The sequence below is a fragment of the Shewanella sp. CG12_big_fil_rev_8_21_14_0_65_47_15 genome, from assembly GCF_002783505.1.
In the GTDB taxonomy this organism is placed as follows: Bacteria; Pseudomonadota; Gammaproteobacteria; order Enterobacterales; family Shewanellaceae; genus Shewanella.
The window spans coordinates 23,628-43,449 of the sequence record NZ_PFGL01000053.1 but is presented as its reverse complement, the minus strand read 5'-3'; the positions used below and the strand labels follow the sequence as shown (position 1 = coordinate 43,449).

General features: G+C 48.2%; 15 protein-coding genes and 1 pseudogene. 11 read left to right on the top strand and 5 right to left on the bottom strand.

What is annotated here, in order from left to right; all coding sequences use genetic code 11:
* On the top strand, positions 1 to 1,155 hold the full coding sequence (locus COW15_RS14850) for an ABC transporter permease (RefSeq protein WP_293633284.1): 1,155 nt from the start codon (positions 1 to 3) through the stop codon (positions 1,153 to 1,155).
* Positions 1,156 to 1,278: 123 nt separating this feature from the next.
* On the opposite strand, the pseudogene COW15_RS14845 reads toward COW15_RS14850, so the two are convergent.
* A pseudogene (locus tag COW15_RS14845) lies at positions 1,279 to 3,793 on the bottom strand (Ig-like domain-containing protein).
* A gap of 29 nt (positions 3,794 to 3,822) precedes the next feature.
* On the bottom strand, positions 3,823 to 4,359 hold the full coding sequence (yjgA, locus tag COW15_RS14840; protein WP_293633283.1) for a ribosome biogenesis factor YjgA: 537 nt from the start codon (positions 4,357 to 4,359) through the stop codon (positions 3,823 to 3,825).
* Positions 4,360 to 4,565: 206 nt separating this feature from the next.
* On the opposite strand from yjgA, the gene pmbA reads away from it, so the two are divergent.
* Positions 4,566 to 5,909: a metalloprotease PmbA gene (gene pmbA / locus COW15_RS14835; protein ID WP_293633282.1), complete on the top strand. Its 1,344-nt coding sequence runs from the start codon at positions 4,566 to 4,568 to the stop codon at positions 5,907 to 5,909.
* Positions 5,910 to 5,984: 75 nt separating this feature from the next.
* Here pmbA and COW15_RS14830 read toward each other — a convergent pair whose 3' ends face one another.
* On the bottom strand, positions 5,985 to 8,111 hold the full coding sequence (locus COW15_RS14830) for a TonB-dependent receptor (RefSeq protein WP_293633281.1): 2,127 nt from the start codon (positions 8,109 to 8,111) through the stop codon (positions 5,985 to 5,987).
* Positions 8,112 to 8,312: 201 nt separating this feature from the next.
* On the opposite strand from COW15_RS14830, the gene COW15_RS14825 reads away from it, so the two are divergent.
* Complete coding sequence (locus COW15_RS14825; protein WP_293633280.1) at positions 8,313 to 8,552, top strand: ribosome alternative rescue factor ArfA; 240 nt, start codon at positions 8,313 to 8,315, stop codon at positions 8,550 to 8,552.
* Between the two features lie 194 nt (positions 8,553 to 8,746).
* A complete protein-coding gene (gene fumC, locus COW15_RS14820) occupies positions 8,747 to 10,150 on the top strand; it encodes a class II fumarate hydratase (RefSeq protein WP_293633279.1) in 1,404 nt (467 codons plus the stop codon).
* 77 nt (positions 10,151 to 10,227) lie between these two features.
* Here fumC and rimO read toward each other — a convergent pair whose 3' ends face one another.
* On the bottom strand, positions 10,228 to 11,646 hold the full coding sequence (gene rimO, locus COW15_RS14815; protein WP_293633278.1) for a 30S ribosomal protein S12 methylthiotransferase RimO: 1,419 nt from the start codon (positions 11,644 to 11,646) through the stop codon (positions 10,228 to 10,230).
* 417 nt (positions 11,647 to 12,063) lie between these two features.
* Here rimO and COW15_RS14810 point away from each other — a divergent pair, with 417 nt between their 5' ends.
* Positions 12,064 to 12,777 (top strand): oxidative stress defense protein, encoded by a 714-nt coding sequence (locus COW15_RS14810; RefSeq protein WP_293633277.1) that lies wholly within the window; start codon positions 12,064 to 12,066, stop codon positions 12,775 to 12,777.
* A 121-nt stretch (positions 12,778 to 12,898) separates the two neighbouring features.
* Here COW15_RS14810 and COW15_RS14805 read toward each other — a convergent pair whose 3' ends face one another.
* Entirely contained in the window at positions 12,899 to 15,046 is a 2,148-nt protein-coding gene (locus COW15_RS14805; RefSeq protein WP_293633276.1) for a TonB-dependent siderophore receptor, read from the bottom strand.
* Positions 15,047 to 15,169: 123 nt separating this feature from the next.
* On the opposite strand from COW15_RS14805, the gene COW15_RS14800 reads away from it, so the two are divergent.
* The 6 genes from COW15_RS14800 (at position 15,170) to COW15_RS14775 (ending at position 19,773) form a co-directional block, all read left to right on the top strand.
* Positions 15,170 to 15,394: an EAL domain-containing protein gene (locus COW15_RS14800; protein ID WP_363700446.1), complete on the top strand. Its 225-nt coding sequence runs from the start codon at positions 15,170 to 15,172 to the stop codon at positions 15,392 to 15,394.
* Between the two features lie 59 nt (positions 15,395 to 15,453).
* Complete coding sequence (locus tag COW15_RS14795) at positions 15,454 to 15,915, top strand: hypothetical protein (RefSeq protein WP_293633275.1); 462 nt, start codon at positions 15,454 to 15,456, stop codon at positions 15,913 to 15,915.
* A 148-nt stretch (positions 15,916 to 16,063) separates the two neighbouring features.
* Positions 16,064 to 16,855, top strand: a complete 792-nt coding sequence (locus COW15_RS14790; protein ID WP_293633274.1) for a class I SAM-dependent methyltransferase — start codon at positions 16,064 to 16,066, stop codon at positions 16,853 to 16,855.
* Between the two features lie 524 nt (positions 16,856 to 17,379).
* Positions 17,380 to 18,141: a transporter substrate-binding domain-containing protein gene (locus tag COW15_RS14785; protein ID WP_293633273.1), complete on the top strand. Its 762-nt coding sequence runs from the start codon at positions 17,380 to 17,382 to the stop codon at positions 18,139 to 18,141.
* Positions 18,142 to 18,385: 244 nt separating this feature from the next.
* On the top strand, positions 18,386 to 19,069 hold the full coding sequence (locus tag COW15_RS14780) for a hypothetical protein (RefSeq protein WP_293633272.1): 684 nt from the start codon (positions 18,386 to 18,388) through the stop codon (positions 19,067 to 19,069).
* A complete protein-coding gene (locus tag COW15_RS14775) occupies positions 19,033 to 19,773 on the top strand; it encodes a Fic family protein (protein ID WP_293633271.1) in 741 nt (246 codons plus the stop codon). The genes COW15_RS14780 and COW15_RS14775 overlap by 37 nt, the downstream gene beginning before the upstream one ends.
* Positions 19,774 to 19,822 lie beyond the last annotated feature (49 nt).

Sequence of the window (19,822 nt, the reverse complement as noted above, 5' to 3'; positions counted from 1 at the left end):
ATGAATATCTGGCGACTGATGTTAACTGAACTTAAGGCCATTATTAGCGATAAAGCGATCGCAGTGACCTTGTTTGGCGGCGTGCTGTTTTATTCGATTTTGTATCCTTTACCCTATTTAAACCAAGTGCCGACCGAGCAACAGCTGATTGTGGTGGACTTAGATCATTCGTCCTTAAGCCGACAGTTGATCCGCCACGCCGACGCCAGTGCAAAAATCCAAGTCATAGGCCAAGTTGGTTCGATTACCGAGGCGAAGCGTTTTATCGAAACCGGTAAAGCCCATGGTTTATTGGTGATCCCCGAAGGATTTCGCCGTGACTTAATGCTGGGTAAGGGAGTAACGTTGAGCTATGGCGGCGATGCCAGTTATTTCCTGATTTACTCCGCGGTGGCCGAAGGCTTAGTGAGCGCGGGGATGGATGCGGGTAAGCAAGTGCAATTGATTGGCATGTTGGCCCAAGGCACAAATCCTAAACAGGCCGAGCAGAGCCTGAACTCGGTGCACTTAAATAGCGTGCCCGCCTTTAACCCAAGTCTTGGGTATACGCCCTATGTAGTGCCCGGGCTGTTTTTGCTGATCCTGCATCAAACGCTGCTGATCGGTACAGGGATCCTTGGGGCGGGGCAGTGGCGCCAGAAGGGCTATTGGCAGCAGGTCCCTCCCGTACAACTCTTATGTGGGCGAATACTCGCCTTCATGTTGATTTATCTCTTTTTTACTAGCTTCTACGTTGGCTATTGCTACCACTGGTATCACGTCAGTATTCAAGCGAGCCTTGGCACAGTGGCATTATGGTTGTTGCCTTTTTTATTGGCTACCGCCGCCGCTGGGGTCGCCATGAGCACCTTGTTTACCCGCCGCGATTTACCGACCCAAGTATTGCTGTTGATTTCAATGCCGATCCTATTCGTGTCGGGTTTTGTCTGGCCGATAGCACTCATCCCCGAACCGTTAGTATTAGGTTCGCAGTTTATCCCCGCCGTACCCGCGATTATGGGGATGTTAGAACTCAATCAAATGGGCGCAAGTTGGGCGAGTGTGATGCCCAAGTGGCTACAACTCTGGGGCTTATTTGCGGTTTTTTTCGGCTTAGCTATACAGGGCATTAAGCGCAGAGCTAGGTTATTGAAAAGCCACTTGAGCTTCCAATAATCAAAGTGTAAAGAGATACAGGCAATTTAGGTGCAATACCCTGTGGTGGAATATCTTTAAATATCATTGTTTAGATATTAGCCACCACAGACTCGTCTATTTTCTCTGTCGCTATTCTAGCGGTTACTCTAATAGCACATTGAATTTTAAGAGAGTTTCGACCCCGCTTGGGGTTTTGACTGTGAGCACGACTTGGCTGCTGGCGGCTCCGGTATTCTTAAGGGAAAACTCGGTCACGCTCGTATTGGCGTTAGTCGTCTTAGGCACAGTATAAGCGGTTGAGACCAATTCACCCTTATTCGCAGCAATATTCAGCGTCGTGCTCGATGGCAAAATTTGGTCGGCACTGTCGTAGAGTTTGACCCTAAATACCGAGGTTTGGCCTGCGGGGATTGCCGTTAATGCATTAAGATTGTTGAGAATATTTTGTCCTTGGCGATCTTCATAGACTTTAACGTCATCCTGCCAGAGTGAGAAATAGGCATTCGAACCCGACATAACCATCACCACAGCCTTACGAACATAGGTCTTATTGGCCTGGCCTGTGCCGCAAAGCGTACCTTGGCATTGTGGGCCGTTAAATTGATTATCGGCACCTTTGTAGCTGCTGCTGGCGAGGTTATCGAAATAGCGTTCGCCACTATCATAGGTAAAGTTTTCGTTATCATCGCGAAAGGCGGTGGGCAGATCGCTAAAGCCTTGACTGTGGAAGGTTTCCACACCTAAACCATTACCACTACAAGCAACGGGAGTGCCATTGAATAAGCAGGCCTTGGCAATCGCAGTGCCGTCGTTGCTATCAAATTGGTTGTTACCGTTGGTATCGAAGAAGGTTTCGTGACCTAGGGCATAGGCTAATACCGTAATGCGATGGTCCTGCGGTCTAGGATCGCTTGAGGTCCACGTCACGCTACAGGCGCCACTTTGGGTTAGGCAACTTGGCTCTATTTGGCCGCCTTCACTGGTGAAGTTCACTGTGGTGTCGTTGGGCGCTGGGTTACCAAAGCTATCGGACAGTCTGGCTGTCACTGTGACTTTCTCACCATCGATATTGCCCGCTTCAGGATTGGCATTACTGGTCGCTAAGCTAAATCCGAGCTGTTGCGGCAGACCCGTATTCACCGTGAGTTGTTCAGATTGGCTAGTGATCACTTCTTTAGTATCGGCATCAATGGCAGTGGCCACCACGCGCACGGGTGTGGGTACAGTGCCGGATAATACGCGCACACTGGCGATACCTTGGGAGTTGGTCAGACTTTGCGCATTCGCTGTGCCATTGGCAAAACTTAAACCGCCGACCACTGTATCTAAGCTGAAGCTAACTTCTTGCTGCGCTGCGGGCTGGCCGTTGGCGCTGGTGACTTTGAAGCTGACTAAAGAGGATTCGCTTGCACCTGTGCCGCCCGCACCTTTAATGCGAATTTGGGCGGGCTCGGCCGACTCAAAACTTAAGCTGGCAAGGGTTTGGCGTTGCAGTGTGAATGGGAAATTTGCCGTTAGCGTCTGATTGCCCACGACGGTTGTGGCGATAATTTGGTCGTTACGTTCACTGTTGCCACTGCAACTTGTGTCTTGGAAGGTTGAGCTGGCATTACCCGATAGCGTAGTGACTGGCGTATCGAGTGTCGCACTATTGTTTGTCGTGCAGTCTGAACTAAAGCTAATCGAAGAGGGGGTCTGCACCCGGGTAATAGTGCCATCATTGGCCTCTAGCACTAAACTCGCAGTTACTCCAAAGCTACCGCCCGCGCTGATTTTGTATGCGCCATTGGCATCGGCGGTTAAGGTGCTCGCCAGTTTACCTTCGGTAAAGACAGCGCCATTGAATGAGCCTAATTTTAGCGTTCCTTCTTGGTTGACGGCATCTTTGCTTAGCACTTCATACAGGCTGCTATTTTGTAGCGATTGCCCCTGATAATCCACTGTTACCGTTAGGGTATTTGCCCCCTAAATCTGTGGTGCTAGGGGTATAAGTGACTTGGGCGATACCTTGATTACTAGTGAGCGCACTGGTGGGATTGAGCACAGCAGAACCTGCGCTAAACGTCACTTTCGCATCGGCAATGCCTTGGCTTTCACTGTCGAGTAATATGGCCTGCAGTTGAACCGCCTCATCGACTTTGAAGCGAGTCACTAAGGCTGAACTACTTAAAATACTGGCGCTAAGTTTAGGTGTTGCAATGGTGTTGCCATTGCCTGAACCAACGAACTCGTAGTTACGGCTTGCAGTTAATGCGTCTGCATCAGACGGCGTATAGCTCGCCGTTACCGTACCAGCTTCTGCTGTTAATACCGGGTTAGAAATGATGACTTCAGCAACGCCATCGGCATTGGTGAGTTTTGTTGCTGGCGCAACAGTACCTAAGGTCGCAGCGAAGCTAATCAGTTGCCCGCTAAGTTTGCTCGAGCCTTTTTTTAAGCTGGCGACGGCACAAAAACTCGCATCGGTAGCAAAACTGAGATTTGTTGTAGAATCGGCACACTTGCCATTGACGACCGTTTTATAGCCTAAGGTTAAGCTGTAGCTGTCGGTCGTACCGTCAGTGTCGGTGCCATCGGCGGCGCCATTACAACCACTGAGCGCGATAGCGCCCAGTAATGCCCAAGAACATACCGCTAACGTTTTGCTAAGTCGCATAAGCAACATCCTTGTGGGGCTGAAATTAATTAGTCTTGGATTTCGCTGCGTAGATATTTAAACAGCTCTTTAGATGATTTTGATTCAGGGCCCTTGGCCAGTTCTTTGGTCGCTTGACGCACCAAAGTACGCAGCTTTTGTCGGTCCAATTGTGGATAATGTTCCACTAAGGTTTGGATTTCAGCATCACCTTGGGTCAACAAACGCTCACGCATTTTCTCAAACATCTGCAGTTTTGCGGTTTCGTTGTTGTTTTTGTTGAGTACAATCGCCAGGGCGGCCTTGATAGGCTCAACATCAAAATTACGCATCAATTTGCCGATATACTGCATATGGCGACGATACGCCTCAGTATTGACCTTGATTTTGCGCGTTTGCAGGATAGCGTCATACAAAAACTCATCCAGCTCGATTTTATCTAGCTGAGTCTTGCTCAGTGAAACCAGTTCCATACCAATTTTTTGAACAGCCTCACTATCACGCTTGTCCGACGTTTTGCTACTGACATAATCTTCATCAATGTCGTAGGGCTGTTTAAAATGCTCTGAATCACCAACAATCTTCATATAGATAAAACCTCAAGTAAAAAACCTGCTAATAATAACATCTCCAAGCAAAAATCACCTAGGTGAATGTGTTGAAACAAAGACCAGAGCCCTTTTGCGCCTTAGCCTAGTGTTGGGCTGCGACTCAGTGTCATGCTAATAATTAATGTGAATGGGATTTGTGTTTGTTATGCTAGGGCCATTGCCGACAACGAAAGAGTAGCTTTGTGTCTTTGAACAGAATCGATAGTGAATTGGGCGCGCTGAAAGATGCGGTTGCCGTGGCGCTCGAATATGCCAATAAATTAGGAACGAACGCTGCCGAAGTGGCGATCAGTAAGCAACAGGGATTATCGGTTTCAACCCGTTTAAAAGAGGTTGAAACCGTTGAATTTAATAAAGATGGTGCCCTAGGGATTACGGTTTACCGCGATGGTTGCAAGGGGAGTTCATCGACGTCGGATTTAAGTCCTGAAGCCATCGCCCTCGCGGTAAAAGCAGCCGACGATATCGCCCGTTACACTTCGCCCGATCCCTTCAGTGGCCTTGCCGATAAAGCCTTAATGGCGACCGAGATCCGCGATCTGCAGCTGTATTATCCTGAAGATATTTCCCCCGAGGAATTAGCCCAACTGGCGATCCGCGCCGAAACCGCGGCACTCGATGCCGATCCTCGTATCAATAACTCCGATGGTGCGAGTGCTAACGCCCATACTTCGGTCAAAGTGTATGGCAATAGCCACGGTTTCTTAAACGGTTATTGCAGTTCGCGTTATAGCTTAAGTTGCAGCGTAATCGGTGAAGACAGTGATGGCAATATGCAACGGGATTACGATTACACTATTGCCCGTAAATTCAGCGAGATGCTTGCGCCAGAAGCCGTAGGTTTAAAGACTGCGCAGAAGACGGTCAGTCGTTTAGGTGCCCGCAAGATTGCCACCACCCGCTTACCGATTTTATTGGCCCCCGAGATAGCAACGGGTTTGATCGGCCATTTAATTGGTGCCATTAGTGGCGGCAGTTTATACCGCAAATCCAGCTTCCTATTGGATGCCATCCACACGCAAATCTTCCCCGATTGGTTCAATATTGAGGAACAGCCGCATCTACTGGGTGCCCTAGCCAGTGCCAACTACGATAGCGAAGGTGTGGCGACCCAGGATAGACGCATTGTCGACCACGGCATGTTAGAAACCTATCTGTTAACCAGTTACTCGGCGCGCAAGTTAGGCTTACCTAATACAGGCCATGCGGGCGGGATCTATAACTGGACACTCGGCCACACGGGCCAAACCTTCGACGAATTGGTGAAAGACATGGGCACAGGTTTGATTGTGACCGAAGTCATGGGCCAAGGCGTGAACATGGTGACGGGGGATTATTCCCGCGGGGCGGCGGGTTTCTACGTTGAAAACGGTGAGATCCAATATCCAGTGGAAGAGATCACCATCGCGGGTAACTTGAAAGAGATGTTCCGTGGCGTGCAAGCCGTGAGTCAGGATTTTGATCTGCGCTCGTCGATTCGTACCGGCGGTATCTTGTTATCTGAGATGAAAGTCGCGGGTAACTGATCTAACCGCAAGATCCCGATGGGGAAAAGGGCAAACGCACTATCGTTTGCCCTTTTTTGTGCCTATCGATTGCGTCTAAAACGCATAGCTTGCGCTGAGTTCGAACGAGCGTCCCGCGCCAGCCACTTGATTAAAGCCATTAGTGTTATCGGCCCTAAATTCCGCCACACTCACGCCGCCCAGTGGCAGCTCATAGTAGCTATCGAACAGGTTATTGATGGCGAAGGTGAGGGTCAGATCCTGCCATTTCATACTGCTATTCAAGTTAAGTAAGGAGTTGCTGTCGGTTTTATTCTCAAGGCGGCGGTCATCCACGCGATCTTTGGTCGCCACCCATTGCCATACAAGGCTGTTTTCCCAGTTACCGAGTTGATGTTGCAGTGCCAACTCGGTTTGCAACGGCTTGATTTGATATAAAGGCTCATTGCCTTCATCTCGCTCGCCACGGGTTAGATTCACTTTGCCTAACACTTTCCATTTACCTGTGCTGGTTTCGGCAAACTGATAGAGCGCATTAAAGCGCGCGCCATAGAGATTGGCATCTAAGTTAGTGAATTGAAGAATATTGCGTTTGCCATCGGGTGAGCTAGTGCGATTAAAGCTACCAATCACTTCGGCATCGACATAGTCAGTCACAGCTGTGTACCAAGCTGTGGTCGAGACTTGCCAGCTATCACCGTTATATTTGTAGGCTGCGCTCAGGGTATGGGCGGTTTCTGGCTTAAGATCTGGATTACCCACATAACCATTACCATCGCCATACCAACCTATCATAGTGGTTGCCATAGTGCCGCGACCCCAGCTGTAACGCTCGTACAGATTCGGTGCACGGTTTTTACGGGCTAATCCTAATTCAAGTTGTTGATTGGTCGATAATTGATAGCGCGCCAGTAAGGTGGCATCGATAAGGTTATCATCGCGTTTTCTGTCCATGGCATTAAACGCCTCGGCAGCCTCGGCGTCGACATTGGGTTTACCCATCATTGGCATGTCGTTATAGGCTTGGACTTCACCGGTATTAGTGGTGACATACTCAAAGCGAACACCCGCCGATAACCACCAACTAGGGCTCAAATCTTGCTGCCATTCGCCATAAATAGCGGCGCGGCGACGTTCACCATCCTTGATATTGATGTAGTCATTGGGCGCCATCATAGTGCCGGGGACCGCTGGCCACACATCGTCGAGCTGGTAGCTATAGTATTCCTGACCGACCAGTAAGGTGCTGTCATCACCCATCGGCAGACGCCAATGCAGTTGATAGCTGTAGTCATCGCCTTCAGTGTTCATCGGCATCTTGCCGGTTTTCTCTGGGGTGAAAAAGCCCATCTCGTGTTTCACGCCGTGCCAGTTTACTTGGGCGCTGAACTCACCATCATCCTCGAGTTTAAGTTGATAACGGACGAGGGCACCGTAACTCTTATTATCCGTCATATCCATGTATTGGTTAGGAAAACCTTGAAATGGAATATTCTGATGGGTCAGTTTGATGGCGACTTCTTGAGTGTCGTCGCGCCAAGCGGCGGAGAAGGCATGGTTTTGGGCGCGGTACAGGGTATCTATGACTTTATCGCCATTGCCATCTTTATAGCTGTTGGCATCTTCATAGGCGCCTTGATAACTTAGGCTCATATTTTTGCTGGCAACGGCCGCATTCGCTCCGAGCAGTAAGGTGTCGCTGACACTGCGGTATCCCGTTGAGATATCGCCGCTATTCCATTTAATGCTGTCGCTTTCGCCAAATTTAAGATTAAGGCTGCTGACCTTGATCACACCCGCGATATTGTCGCCACCCGCGCTGACGGGTGACACGCCTGCAATCACTTCTGCGGTGGTGATTTGATTGGCGGAAATATAGGACAGCGGTGGGTTCATTTGGTTGGCGCAGGAAGCGGTAATGTCCGCGCCATCAACCAACACTTTAATACGATCGCCCATCATGCCATTGAGGATAGGCAGAGCCGATACGCCACCCGCCTCAGAGAAATCTACCCCTTGTCCTTTCAGCAGATTTTCAGCCGAACCTAAAGTGTGATGGTTTTCTGTCTGTTGGCCGTGGACCTCTAAGCGTTCCATATTGGCTAATCCGCTGTCATCGGCCATTGCCTGTGGCACTAAGGATAAGCCCATCGCGATTGCGAGGGATGAGTAGAGCACTGAAGTGTTAAACGGGTGGGATAAATACGCAGAATTTGCAGCCATTTTGTTGTTTTCCATTCACTTAGAGAAATTGCGCTGCATTATAAAGATCATCCAAGTGATACAGGTGCGGCATATTGTCGCACACTGGAAATGTGCTGATTTGTACAAACTATGTACATCGCAAAATATTGCGCTATAGTAACGCCGTTAAGTCTATGGCTTAACGTATTAGCGAGTTGATTCATTCTATTTGGAGTTGCTATGGGCAAACAAAAAATCGCGGTCGTGGCGATGGAACACGACAGTGGGCGAGGCACTATCACAGACAATGCACTCAAAGCTATCGTGACCAGTCCTCTCTTTCGGACACGCACCGAAAAGGCGAAAAAGGGCAAAGGATCCTATAACCGTAAAGGAAAGGCATTCAAAATGAGTAACCAAAAGGGGTATCAGCACAAGGGCGATACCCCTTTCGACTTTCTACGCCTAAGCTTTTGTTAAGCTGTTGCTTCCCCCGTTTTAGTCCGCTTGCTTTTATCCTTCGTTAATTCTGCCGTTCCTAGCCTCAGTACCTGTGTTTACGCTTAAATCATCCTTATTCTCGCTAGCCTGTTTGCTTCGAACACATTAGCTTGGGATTAATTGGTACTTTTGCCTCTAACGAGTATGGTTAACCTATAGCGAAGGAGATGCGCATGGCACAGCAATATCGAATCGAACACGACACTATGGGCGAGGTACAAGTCCCCGCAGATTGTTATTGGGGCGCGCAGACCGAGCGTTCGCGGCAGCACTTTCGGATCGGGGGCGAAGCGTCAATGCCGATTGAAGTGATCCACGCTTTTGGCTATTTAAAGAAAGCCGCCGCCATCACCAATCAACAACTTGGCACTTTGGCTCAAGCTAAAGCCCAATTGATTGCCCAAGTGTGCGATGAGCTGATTGCTGGCGAACTCGATCCGCAATTTCCCTTGGTGATTTGGCAAACGGGCTCGGGCACGCAAACCAATATGAACGTCAATGAGGTGATCGCCTATCGCGGCCATGTGCTCTCGGGCGGGCAACTCACCGATGCGGTTAAATGCTTGCACCCCAATGACGATGTTAATCGCTCGCAATCCTCCAACGATACCTTTCCCACCGCCATGCACATTGCCGCCTATCGCCAAGCCGTTGAGCTGGTTTTGCCCTGCATGAAGTTATTGCAGCAGAGCTTGCAGGATAAGGCCGAGGAGTTTGCGCACTTAGTCAAAATTGGCCGCACCCATTTTATGGATGCGACACCGTTAACCTTAGGCCAAGAGTTTTCGGGTTATGCCGCGCAGTTAAGTCATGCCATCGAAGGCATTGAGCACAGTCTCAAGCGGGTGGCCGAGTTAGCCCTAGGTGCGACCGCCGTGGGCACTGGGCTGAATACCCATAAGGATTACGCCGTTAAGGTGGCGGACAATATCGCAAAGCTCACGGGCTTGCCCTTAGTGACGGCGCCGAATAAGTTTGCCGCCCTTGCTGCCCACGATGAATTAGTCGCGCTGTCGGTGGCCTATAAAGTGGCGGCGGTCAGTTTAATGAAGATAGCAAATGATATTAGGATGTTAGGTTCTGGCCCGCGCTGCGGTATCGCTGAGTTATTACTGCCTGAAAATGAACCCGGTTCGTCCATCATGCCGGGCAAAGTCAATCCAACTCAGGTTGAGGCCATGACTATGGTGTGCGCGCAAGTCATGGGCAATGATGTCGCCGTTAGCATTGGCGGCAGCAATGGTCAGTTTGAGCTCAATGTGTTTAAGCCGATGATTATCGCCAATGTGCTGCAATCGGGGCGCTTATTGGGGGATGCTTGCCAGTCGTTTAATGATCATTGCGTGGTCGGCATAGTGGCGAATGAGCCGCAGATTGCTCTGCATCTGGAAAACTCACTTATGCTAGTCACGGCGCTAAATCAACATATCGGTTATGAAAAGGCCGCTAAGATCGCCAAAAAAGCCCATAGTGAGCACAAGACGCTGCGCCAAGCGGCATTGGAACTTGAGTTCGTCACGGCGGAAGAGTTCGAGCTTTGGGTCGATGCCAATAAGATGTTGGGGCCAGATGTCTAGTGAAGGTAAAAAGCAGGGCAGGCTTCGCCCTGCTAGGACGCTGCAAAGAGCGCAGCTGCGAGAATCTAGAATCTAGCTTAGTCTTGGGTGTCTGCGTCGACCACTTCGGCCCACAGATCGTGTTCGTCTGAATGGGTGATGCGAGCACGAACCAACATGCCAGGTTCCAGCTCAGTTTCACCATTGATAAACACCATGCCGTCGATTTCTGGTGCATCGGCAAAGCTGCGGCCAATGGCGCCTTCTTCGTCTACATCGTCAATCAGAATGTCTAAGATGCGGCCAACGAAACGGGCTAAACGCTCGGCGCTGATCTCGGCTTGGACTTCCATAAATCTGTGGTATCTGTCTTCTTTCACTTCTTCGCTGATAAGCTCGGCGATGGTGTTGGCGACGGCGCCATCCACTTCTGAATACTTAAAGCAACCCACGCGATCGAGGCGAGCTTCACGTAAGAAGTCGAGCAACATTTCGAAGTCTTCTTCGGTTTCACCTGGGAAGCCGACGATAAAGGTCGAGCGGATCACTAGATCTGGGCAGATTTCACGCCAGCGTTGGATCGCTTCTAACTGACGGTCAACACGGCCTGGACGCTTCATCATCTTGAGGATGCGCGGGCTTGCATGCTGCATTGGAATATCCAAATACGGCAGGATCAAACCTTCCGCCATTAGCGGGATCAGATCGTCAACCCATGGGTAGGGGTAGATGTAATGCAGACGCACCCAAGCGCCCATTTTACCCAGTTGGCGCGCTAGGCTAGTAATGTCTTGCTTGACTGGCATACCGTTCCAAAAATCGGTACGACCGCCCTTGTCTTTGCCGTAGGCCGAGGTGTCTTGGCTCACGACTAAAATTTCTTGCACGCCTGATTCTACTAAACGCTTAGCTTCATCTAAGACGCTACCCGCATTGCGGCTGTCGAGGTCACCACGTAGCGAAGGAATGATGCAGAAAGTACAGCGGTTGTCGCAACCTTCTGAAATCTTTAAATAAGCGTAATGCTTAGGCGTTAACTTAACCCCAGTTTGTGGGATTAATGACGTGAAAGGGTTGTGCTCTGGCTTAGGCACATATTTGTGAACGTGCTTCAACACGGCTTCGTAGCTGTGTGGGCCAGTGATTTCTAACACATCTGGGTGCACTTCGCGGATTTGGTTTTCTTTGGCGCCAAGGCAGCCAGTAACGATCACTTTGCCGTTTTCTTCTAGTGCTTCACGCACAGCGTCCAGAGATTCTTCAACCGCAGCATCGATAAAGCCGCAGGTGTTGACGATAACTAAGTCGGCATTGTCGTAGCTGTTAGTCACTTCGTAGCCGTCGATGCGTAACTGAGTCAGAATACGCTCTGAATCCACGAGGTTTTTTGGGCAGCCCAAAGACACGAAACCGATGCGATTCCCAGTGGTAACAGCATTAGTGCTTGTTGCTTCTAATGTTTTGACTGGGATATCAAGCGTGGTCGTTTGCTTGGGTTTAAAAGTTTCAACTGTCATGGTTTCTCGCTGAGGTATAAGCCGCCTTAAAAAAGATGGCGGATTATACCTGAAGTGATTAAAAGGTACAGTAGCTTTGGCTGAAAAGTGTACAACTGGGGCGCTGAATATGCCAGTTAACCCTAAAGCCTATTTTGGGTATGGGTATAGAAATATCCGCTAGAGATCCGCAGTCGAATCCATAGGGATAAAACGAGCTAAATATTTTTCAGAAAAAATAACCCTTTTTAAAATTCGTCGCGTTTATAGGGAGCAAGAAACAGTTTGTTGATGCTGTTACATATTGGCACAGGTATTGGCACTTTTTACTGATAGCCTAAGCGCTAAATAAGCGACACAGTCGTGTTAGCCGTCTCGTTTGGATATGCGTTCTATTTGAAGTGGTTTAGCTATAAGCACATTATTTTGGAGTAAGTTATGAAAAGTTCTCTTTTAGCGGTATTGGTGGCGGGTGGTCTTTTTTCGAGTGCGTTTATGGCGCCCCAAGTGCTCGCCGCTGGGGTCGATTTCCCCCATATTGAAACTATGGGTGTGAGCCAAATTCGAGTCGAGCCCGATATGGCGGATGTGAATGTGGAAGTGGCCGTGACCGAAAAAACCGCTAAAGCCGCCAAGGATAATTCCGATGCCGCCGTGGCTAAGTTTATCGCCCGTTTAACGGCAGCTGGTGTGGCTAAAGACCAGATCCAGAGCGCGAATTTAAATCTTCAGCCGCAATACACCTATGTGCAGGATAAGGCACCTGAGCTGACGGGTTACACCGCCAGTCGTCAAATTACCGTGACGGTAACAGACTTAAGCCGCTTAAATGCTATCTTAGATTCGGCCTTAGAAGAGGGCATGAATCGGGTGAACAATATCGCCCTTAAGTCGAGCAAAGAAGCGGAATACGTCGCCAAGGCACGTCAAGCTGCGATTGTGGATGCCAAACAAAAAGCCGAGTCTTTGGCTAAAGGCTTTGGTGAGAACCTAGGTAAGATCTGGCAGATCCGTTATTACGATCAACGCCCTGTGCAACCTGTCATGTTACGTATGAATGCCAAAGCCGATGCCATGGGCGCCGCCGAGAGCTATCAATATGGCCAAGTGAGCATAGAAGATAGGGTCGAAGTGATTTATAAGTTGAAGTAACCAGTGTTGAAGTAACAAGTGTTGAAGTAATAGATGCTGAAGAATAGAAAAGGGCAGACTTAAATCGAGTCTGCCCTTTTGATTAGCCCTTTTTATTGGGATTGACCCATCCTAAATAGCGTTACATTTTCCAGCTCACAGTTGCACTATAGTTGGCTGGTGCGCCGTAGAAACCTTGTGCCCAGTATAAGCTGTTGATATATTTCTCATCGGTCACGTTGTTGGCATTTAACGTTAGGCTGATATTTTCAGTAAAGGCGTAGCGCGCCATCAAGTCGACGATGGCATAGGCGTCTTGGCGAGTAATAATGGCTGCGCCAGCATTCGTAAAACTTTCACCAACATTACCTTGGTAGCGGGAAATATCATCCTGCCAGCGCATGTTAACACCAAAGCTTAAGCCTTCGAGTTGCTCAACATCATAGACAGCACTTAACTTAAATAACTTACTTGGCGTGTATTCTTTTACCAGTTTGGCAACCTCATCGCGGCCATTAATGTTGAAGTCTGTATAACCTAAGCTCACCTGCAAACCTGGATAAACCTCTCCGGCTATATCCAGTTCGTAACCTTTGCTATTGATCCCATCACCTGCAATAAACATGTTATCAGGATTGCTGTTCAGCGGGATTGCCAAGTTCACTTGCTCTACATCGAAGTAGGCGAGACTGGCGATTAACTTACCTTCAAATAATTCGCTCTTTAAGCCTATTTCGCGGCTTTCGCCTGTCACAGGGTCAATGAGTTGATTGTTACTGTCTCTTTTAATTTGCGCGAGGAAGGTTTCCGTATAGCTGGCATAGGCCACCAGTTCGGGCATAAAACGATAGACAAGCCCTAGGTAAGGGATGAAATCTTGTGCATCGGTATCCCGCGATTCACCGTAGGATTCACCTTCTGCTTCCCATTGGTTAAAGCGGCCACCAGCAATTAAGTGCATGTCTTCAAACAAATTAAACCGTCCCGTGAAATAAGCGGCTTTTTGGGTTGAGTTAACATCGCTCCCCAATGGACTGTCGGCAAAGGTGGGATAGGGCGTATTGCCCTCCCACGTATTGAGGTCTGGCATGGCAGGGAAACCATTGCCTGTGGTGTAGTCGTAGAGTGAGTGTTCTTGTTTGTCTGACGTTGAGTAGTTTAGGCCAAAAACTAACTGGTGATCACGGCCAAACAAATTGATATCGCCTTTAACGTACACATCGGCCAAATCGCTGCTTTCCGTTGCATCGTATTCACTGCCGTAACCGGTCAGACCTAACTCTGTGGTTTTATCCGGTGTACCATAAACATAAAAAAGCTGGGTGTCTTCATCGGTTGATTTATGCGAGTAAGTCGCACGTAGGTGCCAGTCATCGTTAAAGTAATGACTTAGCTCAACCACAGTATTGTGCTTCTCAACTAGCCATGATGACCAATTGGCCGAGGTGCTAGTAGAGCGATCATAATTGGTCGCGCTACCGTCGGTATAATACAGCGGCAATGCCCCCCATAGGCCACCATCTGTGTCATTTTTGATATAAGCATGGCTGAGTGAAAGAGTGGTGTTATCGGATAATTGTGCCTCAAGCATGGCATACAGGACATTCTTGTCTTGTTGATAGCGATCAAGATAGGAGTCTTGAACTTGCTTCACCGCCACCGCTCTGGCGGCGACTTTTTCGCCCAGTTTCACTGTGCCATCGAGTTCAAGGCGAGCATTGTCAAAACTGCCGTAGCTGGCATTAATATTAAGTTGATTGTCTGCTGTTGGGCGCTTGCGAATAAAGTTTACCGTGGCAGAGGGATTACCCACACCTGTCATTAAACCATTGGCGCCGCGGATCACTTCGACGCGGTCATAAATGGCGGTATCTTCGTCAGAATGGTTACTGCCGGAGCTTAATGGTAGGCCGATACCATCAATCTGGAAATTAGTGATATCAAAGCCGCGGGCCGTGTAATAAGTACGGTCAGTCTCGATACGTTCAACATTGACACCCGTCGCTGTATCTAAAACCGTGTTGATATTAGTGAGTTGGAAGTCGCTCATTTGCGCGCTGGTAATTACAGAGACAGATTGCGGAATATCACTGATTGGCAATTCTAATTTTGAAGCACCACTGGCTGTACTGGCGTTGTAACCTGCAATATAACTGCCTTTGATTTCTATTTTTTCAATTTTTTCATCGACATTTTCATTGGGAGCGGCATCATCGGCATAGCTTGGCATAGCTGTAGATAGTGCAATGATTATTGCCGAATAGAGTGTGGACAAGCGCAGTGTGTTCATCATTAAGCCTGATATTTTTTGGGTAGGATGGAAAAGTGAGCACAATATAACGCAAGCGTACGGTTAAGTTAATGATATTCGTTATCATTTACATTTGTTAGATTTTGCGGGTTAAAATCGCGAATACTGCTTAAGTCTGATTTAAGTTGGCTGGATGCGCTGTATGCCCAAGTACTAAAACTCGATATGACTTTGCTCTGTGATATCGATAAAGAAAAACCGCTGGCGGTAGCTGAAATTCTGCGTATTTGTTTAGAACTTAATACCAGAGTCTTGGCCGAGGGTGTTGAGATTGAAGCCGAACTGAATTATCTCGTTGCTCTTTCCTTGCTAGGTTATCGCCCCTAAAAGGTGGCGATATTGAGACATCAGACTAAGCTTACTCTGACTCAAACAAAGGAGGTGTTATGAAACAGTTTACAGCTTTAGCCCTATTTGCATCTTGTTCCTTGCTGCTAGCTAGCCAAGTATTTGCCCACGGTGAAATCGGTGAACCCTCGGATGGCGCCAAGGGAATGGCCGGTGCCATGGGCACCATAGAATTTAAACCCTCAGATTGGCAAGAGAACAAACAGAGCTGGTGGAAGGACAGTGATGGTGTTGCCCCCGGTGTTGCCGGTTGCCATGTCGGCACCGATGAACAGGGCACTGCGAATGGCAGAATGTTTGGCGAGGCGTGTTTGCCCGATGGCCTGTTAGTCGAATCTAATCCCGGCAAAGATGTGATACACGGTCACAGTGATGACTTAGGTCATCCCGATACCTTTGACTGTAATGCTTGGTGTGTCGGTGAGGGTAAAACCGCGGGTATGTGTGAAGTGGCCGCCGCGCCGCCCTGTGAGCAATCCGCGAGATGTGCCTGTAAGTAGTTAATCGTGAGTGTGAGCTCGATGTGTGCTGTGAGTTCACTATTTTCCCATAGGTAGTCCAGTCATGGGGGCAATTGTTTGTTTCTGATATCGACTAACTGATATATCATGCGCCACCCTTAATTGCCCATGCCACCTATTCACAGCTATGTCTTCCAACGCGCTTTATACCGATCTCTCCGGCTATTACGATTTAATGTGTGCCGATATTAACTACCAGCAACAGAGTGCGAGCATCCATCGTCTGCATCAGTTCCTGGGCAATAATGGTAAACAACACCTCGATTTAGCCTGCGGTACTGGCCCCCATGTGCGGCATTTTATCGATCTTGGTTATCAGTGTAGTGGCCTCGATATCAATCAGCCTATGCTCGATATGGCCATGCGCCGCTGTCCTGAGGCTCAGTTTGCACTGCAGGATATGACGGCCTTTTACGTAGAACAGCCCGTTGATTTGATTACCTGTTTTTTATATTCCATCCATTACAGTGCGGGGATAGAACGCCTTAAAAGCTGCATTGCGAGTGTGCACAGTGCGCTCAATGAGGGCGGATTGTTTTGTTTTAATACTGTCGATAAGCACAGGATCGATAACACTGCCTCGATTAAGCATTTTGCCGAGTTTGATGGCAGCCATTTCGCCTTCGAATCCGGCTGGCATTACAGTGGACAGGGGGAGAAACAGTCGCTAAATCTCAGTATTGAGAAGAGCAATCAGCCCTTCGGTCGGCTCACTGATGTAGAGCTGAATGCCGAGGATAACCTGCGCCAAACCGAGTTATGGCAGGATCAACATGCCATGGTTGCCACCAGTTTTACTGAGCTACAGACGCTGTTAGCGCCCTATTTTGAAGTGCATGTTTTCGAACACGATTATGAAAGAATCGTCCCCTGGGATTTAGCCTCCGGCAATGCGCTATTTGTCTGCGTGAAGATTTAACCTAAAGGACTAAAGCGTCTGTCCCCCTTTGGGGAATCCCCCCGCGAATAACCTCCATGTTTAACTGCCCGTTCGTCATCCATGGTGCTCGTCCTAACGCTGCTGTGCAGTATTCATCCTAGCGAAGTGACATACATTAGTTACCTCCGATATGAATGAGAGGCCATGTCGCCCGGTTACTAGCATGCAATGCTTAATCTCGTTAATCCCTGAGCATACCTTTAGCGAGTGTTAACAATGGGCGACCTGATTAACTCTACTGGAATACCCGTTGCTATCTTTGAAAGGTGAGAAAAAATTATCGTCCTATAATTAAATAACTCTGATGGTTGTCAGTGCTTTGATAAGGTGTGCTCCATTAGGCGCGGTGAGATCTTTATGCCACTCAGGTGAACTTAGGCGAGCATCCCCATAACAGGTCCTAGGTTTTCATCCGTTGAATACCCGTTATTGAGGCTTTGCAGATAGGGATAGATACAAAATGGAATTGGGCATGTACTGAGTATCACAGTGAAGGGATAACGATGAAATGGTTAGCGGCATTATGCTTAGTATGTATGGCTTCGCCAGCGGTGGCACAGGAAATCAAAGTGGCTGCGGGTCTTTTTATTGGCATAATTAATGAGCAGGGTGATGGTCCCTATCAGCAGATTTTGACCGAAGCCGCCAGACGCAGTGGTGTTTCCCTGAACGAGCAGGTCTATCCATTGAAACGAGCGGTGAAGGCCTTTACCAGTAAAGAAGTCCTTGCCATTTATGGCATGACAAGTGCGGTGGTCGATGAGATTGGTGATGAACAGATACTGACCAGTTATCCACTCGGGGTCTATAAGCTGTTTGTATTTACTCGCAAGGGCAGCGCGGCTATTTCCAGTGTTGAGCAGTTGAAAGGGCTGAGAGTGGGGGGCGTTATAGGTTATGAGGCTTATTATCACACGCTATTGGCCTACGGTGTTAAGTTAGATTATGTGGGTAATGAGGATCTGCAATTTAAAAAACTCAGTGTTGGTCGGATCGATGCAATTGTCGGTTTTATGCCCGACTGGCTCATTTTCGCCGATACCCTCGTCTACGATCCCAACTTTCCTATCAGTGTCGGTTACGATTACTTGACCGTCTGGAAGACGCCTCTTGGACAGGCTTTTGTCGAACAAATATCTCCCGCGCTACAGGAGATGCACCAAGATGGTAGCTTGAAAGCTATACTCGGTGAGCGTTATATGGAGTTCGAGTATAAACCGACCCTGCATTACGAGTGGCCCGGCGCGAGAGATCAATCTCATTAGCTCGGCGTGAATAGCCCCGCTCACATTATTGCCCCCAAGTCAGTGCTTAATTTCGCTAACCCCCGAGTATATCTGTCAAAATCAAAGAAAATCTGGAAATGGTAGAATTGTGGATATCTCATCTTTTTCTCCACACTTATTCATTTTTTATCTTGAATAATTCACTATTTTGTGTTTTTATCCGTAGTAATTCCTGTTTAATGTCTATTTATCCTCTTTAATTCGTTCTCTTTATAGGTGGACTATGCCAATTTTAACTTTTCCAAAAGACATAGCCGATGCTAAAAGGCTTTCTGTTGAGGTACAAAAGGGCAGGTTGAAGCGGATCCGTCAAGGCATCTATACGGATGCAGCTTGGGAAGAAATCCCACAACTGCTGCATAGTCGATGGTATGAGGTAGTCCAATATTTGTTTCCTACAGCCATTGCTTCGCATGTCACCGCAGTAAAGCTAAAACCTGAACATAATACCGTGCATATCACCGCCGAAGTGGGTAAACAACGTAAGATTAGCATCAGTGATGCATTGGTTATTGATGTGCATCCAGGTAACGTTACTGAACTCACCGAACTATTTGTACCTCAGTTGAAACGCAGTGCGCCTGCACGCTTTCTCATGGAGAACTTACAGCTTTCTCATCAGGATGTCGCTTTGCCAAAGGCGCTAGGTCAACGATGGGTTGAGCAGGAGTTGCTGAAACGTTTAGAGCGTTATGGAGAAGCAGACTTAAATGCTTTACGGGATGCGGCTAAGACTCACTCTCTGCTGCTAGGAATGGAAAAGGAATGCCATCAACTTGATGGTCTGATCGGGGCATTGCTATCAACACAACCTGCAGAAGTACTGCTCTCCCCTGTTGCGATCTCGACGGCAAGGCAAGTTGGCGCAATTTGTCCTTTTATGAGAGCTACTTTTCCAACTATATAGAAGGGACTGAGTTTGAAATCGATGAAGCTGAGCAGATTATCTTTGCTAAACAGGAGATATCCAATCGCCACGAGGACAGTCACGATATATTGTCAGTTTATCACGTAGTACATGATTACACTGAAATGGTCACTGTGCCTGAGTCTGCTGATGATCTGATGCACTTACTTAGCTTGCGCCATGAACTCATTTTGCACGCGAGACCAGAGAAGCGCCCAGGTAAACTCAAAGTAAAACCCAACAAAGCAGGGGATACGCTGTTTGTACTACCGGATCATGTTGAAGGAACATTAGCCCAGGCTTTTACCTTTTACCAACAGTTAGATCCTGGTTTGGCTCGCGCCATCTTTATACAGTTTATGATCACAGAATGTCACCCTTTCGATGATGGAAATGGCCGTCTTGCCAGGATCATGATGAATGCCGAGTTAGCGTCCCATGAACAATACAAAATTATTGTCCCAACTGTTCACAGGGATAGTTATTTGAATGGCTTGCGCCAAGCGAGTCGTTCCGGTCGGTTCAGAACGATTTGTAAAGTATTCGCAGACTTGCAAGCCTACACCAGCATAATCGGGTGGGAAGACTACGGTGACGCCAGAAGTACATTAGAGACACATTATGCTGATAAGCTGCCTGATGATGGGGTGGCAGTGTTCAACAAGCAAATTGCTCAGTTTAAAATCGCACTACCACCAGCTTAAGAACAAGTAGGCTAAGTTGCTAACAAGATTGAATATCCACCAAAAAAAT